The sequence below is a fragment of the Panacagrimonas sp. genome (assembly GCF_965216805.1).
Taxonomy (GTDB): domain Bacteria; phylum Pseudomonadota; class Gammaproteobacteria; order Nevskiales; family Nevskiaceae; genus Panacagrimonas.
In genome coordinates, this window is the sequence record NZ_CBDCGN010000002.1 from 1344007 (window position 1) to 1357949 (window position 13943).

Consider the following 13943-nt stretch of genomic DNA (forward strand, 5'->3'; position numbering starts at 1 on the left):
CCGCGGCCGATCAGCCCGGTGGAGGGTGACTGTTGCGTGTAGGTCGTGCGGCCGGCGCCAGCAATTCGCCCACCTGTCCGGCGATGCCGGCGCAGGCCGCGGCCTCGGTGCGCGCGATCATCGGAATCGGCACGATGATCGCGGGCATGTAGGAGGTGCCGCTGGCGTTGACGGTGATCTTGCCGACCGCGCTGCGGTTGTGGACGTCCCAGATGGATACCTCGTACTTGGATTCCTTCTCCCACCAGCCGAAGCCCAGGCAGCCGCCGCCGGCGGGCGAGATCGCGCAGCCCATGCTGCCGCCGCCGTCGATCTTTTCGGTTTCGCCGTCCACCCACACCAGAAAGCGCACGCCGGTAGCGCGCAGGCGCTGGGCGATGTCGGGGCGATCGAACAGATTGTTGAGCGCGTCGGCAGAGACCGGCGCGGTGCGCGGCTCCAGCCAGGGAAACAGGGCGTCCACGAACTGTTGCTCGGAATAGATCGACAGGCGCCGCTGCTGCAGCGAGTCCGCAACGCAACGGTTGAAACTGGCCTCGGATTCGCGGTCGCCGCGGTGGCGCCGGCCCAGCACCACCACCGACTCGTCGACACCGACCATCACGGTCTGGCCGCTCTGGCGCAACTGCTCCACTTTGGAGCTGACGCAACCACCCAGAGCGATGCCCAGCAGCGATACCAGCAATGCGGTCGGCAGGCGCCAGTTCATGGGGTGGACAGCGCCTCCGAAGAGGACGGCTGTGGCTGCCGGATCACCGCCAGTTCGTTCTGCAGGCGCTGCCGGAACCCCGGCCCGTCGCGAAAGATCAGCGCCATGCCGGCGGCGGCGTCGCGCAGGGCCTCGCGAACGGCCGCGGTCAGCGCCGCGTGGGTGCCGCCGAGCGTCGAACCGCGATGCTTACCGTAGGCAGCGATCTCCCAGGCCGCGAGCAGGCGTCCATTGGGCGCGCGCAGGTTGAGGCGGTACTTGATCCAGGCCTCGTGGAACTCGTCCTTGTCGCTGCGCGGCGAGGCGATCTGCACGTCCTCGATTACCGGCTGCAACACCGCCTCGACACCGGCCGGCGTTGCCTGCTCGTCGGGCGGCTGTGCCAGCACCGTGAGCGAGCGGAACTGCTCGGTGAGAAATTCGGTGAACAGGACCTTGGACGCCGGGCCCACCGACACCCGTTGTTCGAAGCCCTTGGGCGGTTTGTCCAGGTGTTCGTAGGCGACGAACTGCGGGTCCATGTACAGACCCATCGCGGTGGGCACGCGGATCAGCACCGGTTGCGGAAACTCGGTCGTCGGCACCACCGGCTTGGCCGAGCAGGCACCGAGCAGGCATGCCAGCAGCACCACGGACAAGCATCTCCGGTTCACTGCGAGCCTGCGATGGCGGTTACAGCCCGACAAAAGCACCTCCGTTTTCAGCACACAGGATACGCATCAGGCTGGCGAAGCGGATGCCGGTGACCGACACCGCGCCGTTGGCCGCATACTGCGTCGGAAAACCCACGCCGTGGATGCGCGCACGCGGCACTCCGCGTGCGTCCTTGGGATTGATGCGGCGGATACGCTGCACCACGTCCTCGATGCTCGATCCCGTGAACTCGTCGCCGAGCACGTAGATGGAGATCTTCTTGCCCGGTTCGGCAAACGCGCGGATGGCGCGTTCGATGCCCTCCACCGGGCTGGAATCGGAAAACGTGCGCCAGGTGGCGAGCGCGCCGAGCAGCGCCTTGCGCCGCGCGGGCGTGTCCGGAATCCATTGGCCGGCGCGGTAGGTGTTGAACAGATAGTCGCCCTCGTCGCTCATGACCTGCATGCCTTTGACGCGAGGATAGATGTCCAGGATTTCATCCATCTTGCGCAGCATCTGCGGCCAGGCGAAGCGCTGCATGGAACCGGAGGTGTCGATGACGAAGACGATGTACTCGCTGTCCACCGGAATGCCGCCGACCGGTGCGTCGGCGCGCGTACGCACGCCCTGCGCCTGCAAGCGGCGCATCTCCTCGGTCAGAGTCTGGCGCGCCGCTGCCAGGCGCTGTTCGATGGTTTCGGCCACCGTCACTTCGGCGCGCGTCTCGCTGGTCTTGTCGTCCAGCGAATCCGAACTCGTGCGCAGCGCCGCCAGGGTACTGCGCGCGGCTTCCAGTTCTCGTCGCACCGCCGCCACCTCGTCCTCCAGCGCCTGGCGCTTGCCGGAGGTTTCCTGCGCCAGCTGCTGCAACTGCGCCTCGCGTGCGGCCAGTTCCTCGGTGGTCTGCTCGCGGATGCTGGGCTCGGCGGACTTGGTCAGCACCAGCAGCAGCACGATGGCGCCGAAGCCGCAGCAGATCACATCGAGGAAGGACAGACCGAAGATTTCCTCCTCGCGGCGCCGGCGCTTCACGGCCAGTCCCTCGACGGTTCCAGGAACGCGCCGCCCGAGATGCGCGCCAGTTGCCAGAACGCGCTGGCCGCGCGCGGATCGCCTTCCATCGGCATCAGGATCACGTTGACCGGCACCCCGCGCGGCAGCTTCTGCACCGCCTCGTTGTAGTGCGCCAGGCGCTGCTTGCCGGACACGACGCCGCCGCGAATGCTGCTGCCCTGGGTCGGCAGGCCGTCGGTGATCAGGATGATGTTGTCGGGTGCCGGATTGAGCGCGCGCGCGGCGTCGAAGGCCTTGGCCAGACTGGTGCCGCCGGCCGGCACCACCTCGCGCAGCGCGCGCATGGCGGCGTCCAGACCGCGCCCGGAGTCGGACGCCAGCCAGCCGCCCTTGCCGGTCACTGGGCGTGCGTCCTGCGCGAAGACCAGCATCTGGAACTGACCGTCCGGCGGCATCTGCGCGGTGAGCCAGTCGGCGGTGGCCAGCGCGCGCGTCCACTTGGGCGCACCGCGGCGTGCCGATTCGCTCATGTTGCGGCGGCGGATGGCGTCGACGATGGTCTCGCCGAGCATGCTGGCGGAGCCATCCACCAGGATCAGCACGCGCCGCCCGCTCACCTGCAACCCGGTCAGATACTGCCGTTGGCCCTCGCCGCGCACGGTGCGGGTGGCGTTGGCGGCGGCGTCCTGGCTGGCCGCGCGCATCGCCGCCACCCGCTGCTCCAGTGCCAGCAGTTCCTCCTGCAAACGGCGCATGCGCGACTCGCGCTCGGTGGCGGCGTCGCCTTCGGGCATGGCGGCGCGCAGTTGCTCGATCTGCTGACGCAGACGTTCGGCCTCGTTCTCTGCGGTTTGCAGTTCCTCTTCTTCACGCGACAGCGCCGACTCCATCGTGAGAATGGCTTGGCGACCGTCGAGGATCTCGCTCTCCAGCGCGTTGACGCGGGCGACGAGGTCGAAGTTGCTGTCGAGATCGCGATCGACTCTGGCGTGATCCACCAGCATGAACAGCAGGATCGCCGCGCCGAAGCCGCAGGAAATGACGTCGAGAAACGACAACCCGATGACGGCCATATCGCGGCGTCGACGTCGCATGGTCAGTCCGCTCTGGCCACCACGATCAGGCGCAGCTCGCTGCCGCCGTGGCTGAGGCGATCGCCGGCGCGCAGCGGCCGCGTGCCGGCCAGCGCCTCGCCGTTGAGTCGCACCGTCGAGCCGCCGGCGTCTTCGATCTGCAGTGCGTTGCCGTCTCCGCGCAGCAACCCCGGCGCGCCGGGTAGCCAGGCCGACAGCGCCTGCACGCGCCCGTCGGCGGGCAGCGGAAGCGCGCGATAACCCAGCAAGGCGTGGGTGGGTACCAGACTGTGCTCGCCCGAGGCGCTTTGCGCGTGCAGCGCACGTCGCGGCAGGCGCGTGACCCAAGGCAGTTCGGTGCTGTCGGTTTCGATCAGGGCCAGGTGTTCGGCGATGCCGCGCGCCACTGCGCCGGCATCGAGCCGTTGCGCCTGCGGCAGTTGCGATGCCAGGCCCGGCAGTTCCGCCGCACGATCGCTGAGCAGGATGCTCGCCGGCTCACCGGCGATGGCGCCGCTGACGGCGTCGACGATGGCCGCCACCCGGTCCGACAGGGTCGAGGCCAGCGCCTCGCGGGTGAGGCCGGCGCGGTGCGTGCGCGTCCCCGCATCCAGTTCCAGCACCGCCTGCGACTCGCCCGACAACTGCGCCATCCATTGCGGCAGCCGGTCGTACAGCGCCTGCTCGGTGGCGGCGCTGTGCAGCGGATCGAAGCGCGCCGTGCGCACGAACGCTTCCGCCACCACCGCCGCGCAGCGGTCCTGCAGCGCCGCCAGACCGGGCTTGAGCTCCTGCAGCCGCGTGCGGGTCAGGTCGCGATCGCCGTCCAGCCAGGTCAGCAGCACGCGATGGCGCTGGACGTCGACGTGCACGCTGCGCGGCGCGGTGCCCAAGGTGCTGGCCGCCGCCACTGCCGCATCGACCAGCCCGACCGCGCGCACCTGCAGGGCCTGCAGAATGCCGAGCAACACGCCGAGCTGGCTGGGCGTGAAGCTGGCCGGCGCCGCCAGCACCAGCGGCTGTTCGGTCAGCGCGCTGCCCAGTTCCAGCAATTGCGCATGGGCCAGATCGGCGGCGCTGCGCGCAGCGCCCAGCGGCGTGGGCAGGCTGGCGTCCAGCTGATACCAGTAGCGGTCGTATGCACGTCGCGGATCCAGGCGCAGGCGCGCCTGGGCGTCGCGACCGGTCAGCAGGCGGCGGCCATCCAGCGCCGCACAGCCGGGGCTCTCCAGCAGCAGTTGCTCGCCCTCGTACAGGCGCAGGCCGACGTCGTTGAGTTCCAGGATGCGCATCGGCCGGTCAGCTCTGCGGCGCCTGCAGGTTCTGGATCAGCTTGCGCTCGCACTGTGCCTGGCCGTCGAGCACCAGGCGCTCCTGCAGCTGTTGCAACTGGTAGAGCAGGAACATCAGCACCATCGACAGCAGCAGCGCGACCAGGGTGGAGTTGAAGGCGGTGCCCAGGCTCTCGGTGACGCCGGCCAGATCGCCCTCCAGCGCGCGATTGGCCTGGCCCATGGCCTGACCGATGCCGCGCACGGTGCCGATGAAGCCGATGGAGGGAATCGCCCAGGCGATGTAGCGCACCAGCGACAGTTCCGAGTCCAGGCGATCGCCGTACCCCTGGCTGGCGCGGCCCACTTCGTCGGACACGTCCTGGATGTTGCGGGTGGTGCGGAAGCGGTTGAGCGCGGTGAGCAGCAGGTGCGGTAACAGGCGTTCGCGGCTTTCGGTGGGCAGCGCCTCCAGCGCGCGGGCGTGACCGCGGGCATCCTCGGGCAGGATGCTCTCGCCGTCGGCAATCGCGACCAGGTTGGCCTCGAACAGCTCGCGTTCGCGTCCCAGGTTGCGGAACTTGTAACCCATGATGGCGAAGCCCCACAGTGCCAGGATGATGCTCAGCTCCTGCTCGTAGTCCTTCAGGATCACCCACACGTTCGCCTCGTTGACGTGCTGCGGGTCGGCCAGCACCGCGGCCTGCTGCTGCTCCAGCGCCGCCGCGGCGCGCGGCCGCACCAGCGCCAGGTAGGCGGCGTGCACCAGGATCGCCGCGATCGCCAGCGCGAAGATCTGGTAGACGAATTCGACGGGAAAATTTCGGCGCATGGTCGGGGTGGGGCGCTGAGGCGTTTAGGGATGAAGAGGCGCGAGGATCGAGAGTCGACGCTTCAGATATCGGCCGGGAAATCCACTTCCTGGTCGGGAGACACCTCTTCCGAAGGTCGAAAGCTGCTCTGATCCACCGCGCCGCCGGATCCCGATTCGGACGGAGCGGGTGCGGCCTCGGAACCTTTCGGCGCGGGCGATGCGTCGCCTTCCTGCGCCGACGTCGTCGACGCGCACAGCGCCAGGCCCACCGCTGCCAGGTTGCGCGTGCATACCGTGAGAATCGGTCCGATCAAGGGGTTCATTGCGCGTACCTTGCCACGCGAAAGCCGAGGTCGGGCCGCGGTTCGCGGCCGAAGTCGCGATAAGCCGAGCGCAGCTGCACCACGCCGCCGTGCAGCCAGCTCGATCCGCGGATGACGCGGTCGCTGCCGGATTTGCTGCCGGGTTCGGGGCCGAAAGGGTCGGTGACGCGCGGCGGGTCGATTGCCAGCGCGGTTTCATAGGCATCGTGCACCCACTCGGCCACATTGCCGCCCAGATCGAACAACCCCAGCGGATTGGCGCCAAAGCTGCCGACCGGGCTGGCGGCAGGGTATTTGTCGTCATAGCCGGGCAGAAGCTGTTCGGCGATGCCTTGCGCGGAGGCGTCGGCGAAGTTGCCGCTGCCCGCCGGTGGCGGAAACGCCGCGCCCCAGGGATAGCGACGTTCCTGCCGGTTGGGCGCAAAGCGTGCTGCCCACTCCCACTCGGCCTCGCTGGGCAGGCGGTAGCCGGTGGTGACCGGTTTGACCAGCGCAAAGTCGTTGCCGCTGGACTCGTAGGCGGGCGGCAGCCCGTCCTGCTGCGACAGCCAGTTGCAGTAGCGCACGGCGTCGTTCCAGCTAACGCGTGCGACCGGCTGCCGGTCGTTGTCCAGGGTGGTGCGGCGAATGATTCCGGACGAGTGCCCTCCGGCAAAGCGCCGGTATTGTTCGTTGCTGATCTCGGTGGTCGCCAGATAAAACGCGCGGCTGAGCTTGACCGGACGCAAGGCCTCGTTGGTCTGGCGGCCCTGGGTGCCGCGCGCGCTCCCCAGGGTGAATTCACCCGGTGCGATCAGCACCAGTTCCGGCCCCCCCTTGCTGGCGATGCGCGCCGGGTTGCGCGCCGCCTGCGCCGCCGCCTCGGTCTTGAGGCGGATGGTCACGCGCTGCTCGAAGCCCGGCTTGGGCGTGACCGTGCCGGTCCAGGGCTCGTGGCCGTCCTTGCTGGCGGCGATGCGATGCGCGGTGGCGGTCAGCTTCACCTCAGTGGTGCCGGGGGCGACCGCCTCGCCGTCGATCTCCACCTTCGCGTCGGCCGGCTGCACGTCCAGCACCACGCTGCCGAGGATCGCCTGCAACTCCAGTTGCAAAGGCTCGTTGCCGTCGGAGGTCACGGTCTGCCGGTGTTCCAGCGTGCGGTAGCCCGGCGCCGACAACGTCAGCGTATGGCTGCGCCCCGGGGTCAGCAGCAGGTCCAGCGGGGTGTTGCCGCGGAAACTGCCGTTGACGGTGACGCTGGCGCCGCGCGGAATGCTGCTGAGCTGCAAGCGGCCCTGCGCCGGCTGCAGATCGACCTCGGGCAGCGCCAGCGCCTCGTTGGCGGTCACCGTCAGGCGGTCGCGCCAGGTGGCGTAGCCGGGCAGGCTCAGTGCGATCTCGTGGGCGCCGGCACCCACCTCCAGGGTTTGCGGCGTGCGGCCGGCCTCGATGCCGTCGATCAGGATGGTGGCGCCCGGTGGCTGCGAGCGCACCGACACCGGCGCCCAGCCCGGTACCAGGTCCACTTGCAGGGTCTGCTCCACGCCGCCACCCTCGATCTCGATGCGCGCCTCGTAGGCCTGATAGCGCGGTGCGCGCAGCAGCAGGTCGTACTCGCCGGCACGCAATTCCAGCGCCTGCAGCGGCGTGGTGCCGCGCGCGGTGCCGTCGATGAACGTCTGTGCGGGTGGATTCGACACTAGGCGCAGGCGCCCCGGCAGACGTGTCATGTCGAACTGGAAGCTCTGCCTGCGGGGGTCGTTGCGCACCTGGAAACCGGCGGCCAAGTCCTCGTAGCCCTCCGCCCGCGCCAGCAGCCGGTACTCGCCCGGCCACAACAGGTATCCGCTGCCCAGTGCGAAGCCGACGCCACCATCGACGTCGATGCGGGCGCCGGCCGGCTCGATCCGCAACTGCACTGAGCGCGCCATGTAGAAAAACAGCACCGCCGCAGCCATCACCAGTCCCAACGCGCCGAGTGCGATCCACAGTGGCGGGATGCGCGGCCGCACGCCGCCGGATTGCTGTCCGGCGGGCTGGTAGGGCACCGCGGCGATGCGCGGGCTGTCGTCGCTTCGGTCGGCGTCGCTCACAGGGTTTCCGTACAACGAATGTCGATGCGCAGATCGCCGCTGCCGCTGCCGACCTCGAATTCGCGGCGCACATCCACGTAGCCGGGGCGGCTGCCGACTGCCACATAACGACCGGGCTTGAGCGTCGCCGTGTTGCTCACGAAACGGCCGAGCTGGCCGACGCGATAGATGGTGACCTCGGTCTGGCCATCCGACACCAGCTCCACCGTCACCGGCTGCGCGGCCGCCGCGCGTGCCTGCTCCAGCGCCGCGATCTGCGCACGCAGCGCGGGCCCCGCGTCGCCGACCTGCCGCGCCTGGGCCAGCAGGGATTCGGCCTCCTGCATCACCGCCGGACTGTGCAGGCGTTTAGGCTCATCGATCAAACGCTGCAGCTGCGACGCCAGTTGCGCACGCGGTTCGGCCCGCGCCAACCCTTCGGCGGCGAATACCAGGCTGGCGTCGATCTGCAGCGCGCTGCGATAGCTGGCCGCCGCGCCGGTCCAGTCTTCGGCGGCCGCCTGGGTGTCGGCGCGCTGGCGCAGTTGCGCCAGCTGCGCCACCCGCCGCGCTTCGGCCAGCCGCTGGCCGGCGGCGCGCACACCCGGATCCTGTGCGCGCAGCTGCCGCGCCCGGGCCAGCGCCTGTTCGGCGCGATCGAGCTCGCCCTGGTCCAGCGCGCTGAGCGCGGCCGCCAGTTCGCGGCGGAACTCGGCGTCGGCGGCCTGGGTGTCCAGCCGCGCCAGGTTTTCACGCGCCTGCTGACTGTCGGGGTCCAGCGCCAGGGCCTCGCGCAGTGCCGCGCGGGCAGCGGCGAGGTCGCCGGCCTGTTCCAGACGGAACGCAGTGTCCAGCCTGGCGCGCAGCGCCGGCGCGCGATCGATCCGTTGTAACCCGGCCGTAGCAGTCGCATTGCCGGGTTCCAGCTGCAATGCCTGCTGGTAGGCGCGGGTGGCGGTCGCCAGCTCGCCGCTTTCCAATGCCTGGTGGCCCTGATCCAGCGCGGCCTGCAGGCGCTGCGGCAGACCGTCGACCAGCGCGGTCGTCGCTAGTGCGGCAGCCTCCCAGGCGCTCTTGGCGGCGGGGAAATCGGGCGTTGCGAACGCCTCGGCGCCGCGCCGGGCATGCTGCGCCGCCGCGTCGAGCTCGGTGGCCGCCCAATCCTGGGCGCCCGACCGCTGCAGTTGCTGCAGGTCCGACTGGTAGCGTGCCTGTGCCGCCTGCGCCGCCGCGCGGGCCTGCAGCAGTTCGGGGTCGTCCCAGGCTTCCGCGGTCGGGGTCGTTGTAGCAGTCGGCGCGGCGGGTGCCGGGGCGGTAGCGACGACTTCCGGGCCGGTCGCCGGTGCCGACGCCTCCGGCAGAGACGGCGGCGCCTGCAGCAGCCGCGGCAGCCCCCACAGGGTGATGCCGCCGAACAACAGCACCAGCAGCAGCCCCAGCACGAAGCGGCTGGCCGGAATGCGGCGATCAGCGGTGGTGGTTGTGTCCGTCGCTGCCGCTGCGCGCGCTGCCAGTGCCGGCGGCTGCGGTGCGATACGCTGAAAAGCGGCGGGGCTTTCGGCTTCCGGTTCTGACCTCATGGGACGGCGTTCAGGGTGTGGTGCCGATCTCGGCGGCATAGCGAGCTTGCAACATCTCGCGCCACTGGTCGTACTGGTCCTGCGCCGAACCGGTGAGGGTGACCGTCTTGCCGTCCAGTTCGACCACCCGCGGCGACACGTCGTCGTTGATCGAAGCATTGAGCTCTTTCAGCGATTCGGCGTGCAGTTCGGCCTCCTTGCCCTTCTGCATGCCGCTGGCAAAGATGCCGACGCCGCCGATGATGCCGATCTGGCCGATGGCCGCGGTGCCGGCATTGTCGGCGCTGCCCAGCGCCACCGCACCCGCGACCACCGCCGCCGCGCCGGCAATCTTGCGCCACAGGGCCTGGCGTTCCAGCTCGCGCAGGGCCACCGCCTCGGTGTAGCTGGCGCGCCGCCACTCCTGGTAGGAGGGCGTCATGTTGTGACGGAAGGCGGCGTAGTGCGCGTCCAGGGTGTCGACCAGGGCGTCGTCGCGCAGACGGATGCGCTCGATGCTCTGCACGATGGGATCGTTTTCCGGCGGCAGCCGCAGCACCTGGTAGCGGCCGTCCTTGTCCTGTTTCAGATAACCCTCGAAGCGACTGGGCGCGAGGTCGGCTGCAAAGCGCAGCTGCGCCACCCGACGCACCTGCAGCAGGTCGTCGGCCTGCAGCTTCTGGCGCACCTGCAGCAGGTCGTTGGCCACGCGGCTGTAGAGATCCTGGAAGGGGTCGCTGCCACGCGCGGATTTTTCGGTGTAGGAAATTTCCGCGGCCTGTTCTTCGTACTCGCGGTCCAGCCACTGGCGTCCGCTGGCGTCCCGCGCGTGGACGCGCAGGCGCAGCAGTTCGCCGTCCGAATGCAGGATCTTGCCGCCGATCACGAGCATCGAGGCGGGCGTGGCCTCGGGCAGCACGCGCACCGTGCCCCAGTAGCCGGTGCCGTCCAGGGTCTGGCGCAGCAGTTGCGGCACGTAATTGGCCTCGGCTTCGCGCACTGCCGGGTAGATGAATTGTTCCTGCTGCTCTTTGAGTGTCTCCGGCACGCCCGGATCGAAGCGCACCACGGTGACTTCCAGCAATTGTTCGACCGGCAGCTCCTGTTGCGCCTGGCTGGCCTGTACCTCGTTGACGCGCTTGACCTGTTTGGAGACGCAGCCGCCCAACGCCAGCAGCGTCAGCAGTAGCGACAATCCGATCGCGGTACGCGGCACGGTGTCCATGGCTCAGCCCTTGCGCGACTTGTACTTGCGATATTCCTCCCACAGCCGCGCACGCAGCTCCGGGTCCTTTTCGCGCTCGGCGGCCTCGCGCAACTGGCGCGCCACCACGTCGTCGTCGTGGCCGTCGGGGATGCCCTCGGGTGCGGGGAAGCTAGGCCCCGATTGGCCGTAGCCGGCGGTGGACGCGGTCTGCGGGTCGCCGCCCTGGTCCGATCCGTCCACCGGCAGCTCGGCCGGCATGCCGGCGGTGTTGACGCCGTCGCCGCCACCGCCGCTGCCGGACTCGCCGGCCTCGCCGCCGCTGCTGCTTTCGCGCTGCTGTTCCAGCACCGCCTGTTCCCTGGCCAGGCGCTCGTCGAACTCGCCCAGGGAACCCTGGAACGCCTGGTCCCAGCTCTGCGTGCGCTCGGCTTCGGTCTTGGCACCGCCGCCGCTGCCGGACGCGGTCTGTGCCCCGCTGCCCGAGGCCGGTTGCGCGCCGCCACCACCGGGCGTGGCTGTTTCGCTTTGTGTGCCGGCGCCGCCGCCCGTCCCCGACCGGGTTTCGGTGCCGCCGGCCTCCTGTCCGGACGAACCGGACACGCTGCCATCCTGGGATGCGCTTTCGGCGCTGCCGCTGGCCGCCGCCGAGCCCTGCTCCGAGCCCTGTTCCGAGCTCGGCCCCGAACCCTGCCCGGAACCACGTTGCTGGCCGGCGCCGCTCGCAGCACCCTGACCGCTGTCCTGCCTGCCGCCTTGCTGACCCGCGCTGCTGGTGGTTCCACTGCTTCCGCCGCTGCTGCCGGAGGACGGTGGTGGCGGACTGCCGACCGGGGTCGGCGACGACGGTGTCGGCTTGGACGGGTTGCTGTTGCAGGCCATGAGCAGGCCCGCAAGGGTCCCGATCAGCGCGGCGCGTATCGGCAGTTTCATGGAATGGAGCCTCCTGGCTGGCCAGAGGTTGGACGCGCTGGCGACCGCGGAGTTTCGCCCGCTCATGCTGAATCTCCACCGACGCTTAGACGATAGCGCAGGCCCTGGCTGGATTGCGGTTTGCCGTCGCGGATCGCCGGACGCAGGCGCGCGGCGCGCAGCGCCTGCAGCAGCGCGTTGTCAACCGAGGTCGGCAGGTTCTGCGGCTGACGTTGCACGATGCGCGGCTTGAGCACGCGACCCTGCGCGTCGACGTCGAACTCGGCGATCAAGACCCCGCCGCTACCGGCAACCCGCGCCTGCGGCACCGCCAGCTGAAGGAACTTTGGTTGCACCAAGGTCACGGGTTGACCGGCGGTGCGTTCCAGTTCTGCAGCACGGGCGTAGGCCTCCAGTGCCGGGCCGTCGCGGCCCAGGGTGATGTGGACATCGCCCAGGCGCAGCCACTGCGCGGCCTGTTGCGCCGCGGGCGCCGCGGATTGCGCACTCAGGATGCGCTCGGCGCGTGCCAGCGCGGTGGCCGGCTGGATGCCCGGTGACAACGAGGGCTGGTCGATCTCGCGCCGACGCAGACCGCCGCTCAGGGCGAGTTCCAGCAGGGGTTCGAACAGAGCCGCTTGCTCGCGGCCGCCGTTGTTGTCCAGCAGCTGCACGGCCTGAGCATGCAGGCCGATGGCGTTGGGGGAGTTGCCGGCTTCGCGAAACCAGCGGCCGGCCGACACGTAGAGCGCCGCGAGCTGCGCGGGGTCGTCGTGGTACACCCGTTCGGCGACCTCGACGCGACGGATCTGCCATTCGTCGGCGTCCTCGCGGTCGCCGCTGGCATCAGTGGCGACGGCCAGGGCCTGCAGCACCTCGAGCTGCCCGGCGCTGTAGAGGCCGCGACCGAGCCGATGCAGTTGCAGAGCGTTGGCAAAGGCGACCTGCGCCGGCAACACCTGGCCTTGTGCCAGGTGCAGATAACCCATGCCGTACCAGGCTTCGTATAGCCGGGGGTCGCGCGGGCCGCCCTGAGCCTCGGCCAGCTCGACCGCGCGCAGGTAGTCGGCCAGCGCACCTGCGGCGTCGCCGGCCGCCTGGCGCAGATGCCCCTGCTGGATCAGCGGCACGCTCAGGCGGCCGTCCTCGGGCCCGTAGGCGATCCGGCTGTCGGCGAGCGCGCGGTCGGCCAGTGCCAGCGCCGCCTGCGCGCCGTCCTGTTGCAGCGCAGAGGACATCGCCTGTGCGGTTGGCGCCGAAGCCGGCCGCGCGGGATTCTGTGGCAGAGTCGGCGGCGCCACCGTGGTGAGCTCACGCGGCGGTGCCGGCAATTCCGGCGGCGTCGCCGAGGCCGCCATGCAAACCGCTGCCAGCAGCAGCCCCCACCCGCCGGTCGATGCGCGTCGCAGGCGCAGGACAACAGCGGGGCTGGGCGAGGGCTTCTGCGAAGAAAACATGGTCGATCGGTTCGAGGTCGGGTGAGCGACGTGGGTAGCAGCATGGTGCGCCAGAGCGCCTGCTTCAATCGTGGATGCGGCCATCGCTGTGAGGACGTCTGCAGTCGAGCATGGACGGGGCGTGTGAAAGCCGATGGACGGTCGACCGCCCGGACCCCATGTCTACGTCAACGCGTTCCGATCCGGACGCAGCCCCAGCCCGCATTTCTCACAGGTCGCCGGAGAATCCCTTGCCTATTCCCATGCTCGCGGCGTTCTTGAAGCTCGCCTCGGAAACAGACTGAAGGAAGATTCTCCGTCTGGATCGGCGCTGGCCTGTCTGCGGCGCGCATCGCTTGGGACTCACTCACCCCATAGAACCACTATGGGGTTCGCTCCGTCCCAGCGCACTGCACGTCCTCGACATACGGCCATCGCTCGATCCCCTGTGAGGAATGCGGGCTAGTGACGGCGCGGTCGACGCCTCCAGCGCGTCAAGAAACTCCAAGGCGTGCTCCCGGCTCGACCCGCACATCTCCGCACTGGGTTGCAGGTCCGAGCAAACCGGCGGTCGGCGCGGGTCGCCGAACAGACGGCAACGCGACTGTGCGTCGAGTTGCACGCACCGCACTCCGGCAGGCTTGCCCAGCGGCATGCCCGGAATCGCCGACGATATCGATGGCGCAATGCAGCAGGCCCCGCAGGCCACCCGGCAGCGCAGCTGGCCGGCAAGGCCTGTCGGGGCCATGTGTGGCGCGGGCGGCGAGGGTGTTTGGCGGGGTGTCATTTCAGGAGAGGCAGAAACCGTTGAGCATCTTGTGCGCCACCGCCCCGCAGGCCACCCGGCAGCGCAGCTGGCCGGCAAGGCCTGTCGGGGCCATGTGTGGCGCGGGCGGCGAGGGTGTTTGGTGGGATGTCATGTCGAGCTGTTGCTAAAGGCGGCC

12 protein-coding genes and 1 pseudogene are annotated in these 13943 nt (G+C 69.7%); all 13 read right to left on the reverse strand.

From position 1 onward, the window contains the following. Positions 1-10: 10 nt before the first annotated feature. Positions 11-709 (reverse strand): hypothetical protein, encoded by a 699-nt coding sequence (locus ACOOHP_RS06540; RefSeq protein ID WP_420465653.1) that lies wholly within the window; start codon positions 707-709, stop codon positions 11-13. After that, positions 706-1341 carry a hypothetical protein gene (locus ACOOHP_RS06545; RefSeq protein WP_420465654.1) on the reverse strand — a complete coding sequence of 212 codons (636 nt, stop codon included), beginning with the start codon at positions 1339-1341 and terminating at the stop codon, positions 706-708. The genes ACOOHP_RS06540 and ACOOHP_RS06545 overlap by 4 nt, the downstream gene beginning before the upstream one ends. 40 nt (positions 1342-1381) lie before the next feature. Continuing rightward, on the reverse strand, positions 1382-2374 hold the full coding sequence (locus ACOOHP_RS06550; protein ID WP_420465655.1) for a VWA domain-containing protein: 993 nt from the start codon (positions 2372-2374) through the stop codon (positions 1382-1384). Continuing rightward, positions 2371-3450 carry a vWA domain-containing protein gene (locus ACOOHP_RS06555; RefSeq protein ID WP_420465656.1) on the reverse strand — a complete coding sequence of 360 codons (1080 nt, stop codon included), beginning with the start codon at positions 3448-3450 and terminating at the stop codon, positions 2371-2373. The genes ACOOHP_RS06550 and ACOOHP_RS06555 overlap by 4 nt, the downstream gene beginning before the upstream one ends. Before the next feature lie 2 nt (positions 3451-3452). Continuing rightward, complete coding sequence (locus ACOOHP_RS06560) at positions 3453-4721, reverse strand: hypothetical protein (protein ID WP_420465657.1); 1269 nt, start codon at positions 4719-4721, stop codon at positions 3453-3455. A 7-nt stretch (positions 4722-4728) separates the two neighbouring features. Beyond that, positions 4729-5532, reverse strand: coding sequence for a MotA/TolQ/ExbB proton channel family protein (locus ACOOHP_RS06565; protein WP_420465658.1), 804 nt, complete (start codon positions 5530-5532; stop codon positions 4729-4731). Positions 5533-5594: 62 nt separating this feature from the next. Further along, positions 5595-5837 (reverse strand): hypothetical protein, encoded by a 243-nt coding sequence (locus tag ACOOHP_RS06570; protein WP_420465659.1) that lies wholly within the window; start codon positions 5835-5837, stop codon positions 5595-5597. Then, positions 5834-7909 (reverse strand): PEGA domain-containing protein, encoded by a 2076-nt coding sequence (locus tag ACOOHP_RS06575; RefSeq protein WP_420465660.1) that lies wholly within the window; start codon positions 7907-7909, stop codon positions 5834-5836. The genes ACOOHP_RS06570 and ACOOHP_RS06575 overlap by 4 nt, the downstream gene beginning before the upstream one ends. Further along, a complete protein-coding gene (locus ACOOHP_RS06580) occupies positions 7906-9468 on the reverse strand; it encodes a tetratricopeptide repeat protein (protein WP_420465661.1) in 1563 nt (520 codons plus the stop codon). Before ACOOHP_RS06580 ends, ACOOHP_RS06575 begins: the two co-directional genes overlap by 4 nt. Positions 9469-9478: 10 nt before the next feature. Beyond that, positions 9479-10672 (reverse strand): hypothetical protein, encoded by a 1194-nt coding sequence (locus ACOOHP_RS06585; RefSeq protein ID WP_420465662.1) that lies wholly within the window; start codon positions 10670-10672, stop codon positions 9479-9481. A gap of 3 nt (positions 10673-10675) precedes the next feature. Next, a complete protein-coding gene (locus tag ACOOHP_RS06590) occupies positions 10676-11584 on the reverse strand; it encodes a hypothetical protein (protein ID WP_420465663.1) in 909 nt (302 codons plus the stop codon). A gap of 62 nt (positions 11585-11646) precedes the next feature. Next, complete coding sequence (locus ACOOHP_RS06595; RefSeq protein ID WP_420465664.1) at positions 11647-13020, reverse strand: energy transducer TonB; 1374 nt, start codon at positions 13018-13020, stop codon at positions 11647-11649. 445 nt (positions 13021-13465) lie between these two features. Beyond that, a pseudogene (locus ACOOHP_RS06600) lies at positions 13466-13747 on the reverse strand (YkgJ family cysteine cluster protein); the annotation flags it as partial. Positions 13748-13943: the final 196 nt, after the last annotated feature.

Coding starts and splice junctions, on each gene's coding strand:
- ACOOHP_RS06540 (WP_420465653.1), bottom strand. CDS start 709: ATGAACTGGCGCCTGCCGACCGCATTGCTGGTATCGCTGCTGGGCATC.
- ACOOHP_RS06555 (WP_420465656.1), bottom strand. CDS start 3,450: ATGCGACGTCGACGCCGCGATATGGCCGTCATCGGGTTGTCGTTTCTC.
- ACOOHP_RS06560 (WP_420465657.1), bottom strand. CDS start 4,721: ATGCGCATCCTGGAACTCAACGACGTCGGCCTGCGCCTGTACGAGGGC.
- ACOOHP_RS06565 (WP_420465658.1), bottom strand. CDS start 5,532: ATGCGCCGAAATTTTCCCGTCGAATTCGTCTACCAGATCTTCGCGCTG.
- ACOOHP_RS06570 (WP_420465659.1), bottom strand. CDS start 5,837: ATGAACCCCTTGATCGGACCGATTCTCACGGTATGCACGCGCAACCTG.
- ACOOHP_RS06580 (WP_420465661.1), bottom strand. CDS start 9,468: ATGAGGTCAGAACCGGAAGCCGAAAGCCCCGCCGCTTTTCAGCGTATC.
- ACOOHP_RS06585 (WP_420465662.1), bottom strand. CDS start 10,672: ATGGACACCGTGCCGCGTACCGCGATCGGATTGTCGCTACTGCTGACG.
- ACOOHP_RS06590 (WP_420465663.1), bottom strand. CDS start 11,584: ATGAAACTGCCGATACGCGCCGCGCTGATCGGGACCCTTGCGGGCCTG.
- ACOOHP_RS06595 (WP_420465664.1), bottom strand. CDS start 13,020: ATGTTTTCTTCGCAGAAGCCCTCGCCCAGCCCCGCTGTTGTCCTGCGC.